The 306-nt window shown below is 42.5% G+C and carries 1 pseudogene; it reads right to left on the bottom strand.

Features of this window, described 5'->3' with window-relative positions:
* Positions 1–306 (bottom strand): annotated as a pseudogene (locus tag A3757_RS27300) (GNAT family N-acetyltransferase); the annotation flags it as partial.

Here is a 306-nt window from a genome sequence, read left to right as displayed (position 1 = left end):
TGCTTACCGTAACCCGAATTTCTGTATTTTGAATCCACCCCCAACAGAGGTAATTCATGGTGTTCACCTTTAGGTAGATACTCGTGGATCTGTTTATGGTAATTAATATAACGCCATGTACAGTCCATTCCTGCTGTAAGCATCATACGCAAACGCCAGTTCCACTGACGACTTAGTGTCAAACGGATATCCGGACTGCCAACTAGCGCAACTGCAATCAAATGATTATCCAATGCCAGGCCGATCACATCTTGCTGATTGGAAAAATGTAAGTTAATTAACTCTCGTATAGTTGCCCTGATACGT

The sequence above is a fragment of the Oleiphilus sp. HI0117 genome (assembly GCF_001635235.1).
This window is presented reverse-complemented; position numbering and strand designations above follow the sequence as displayed.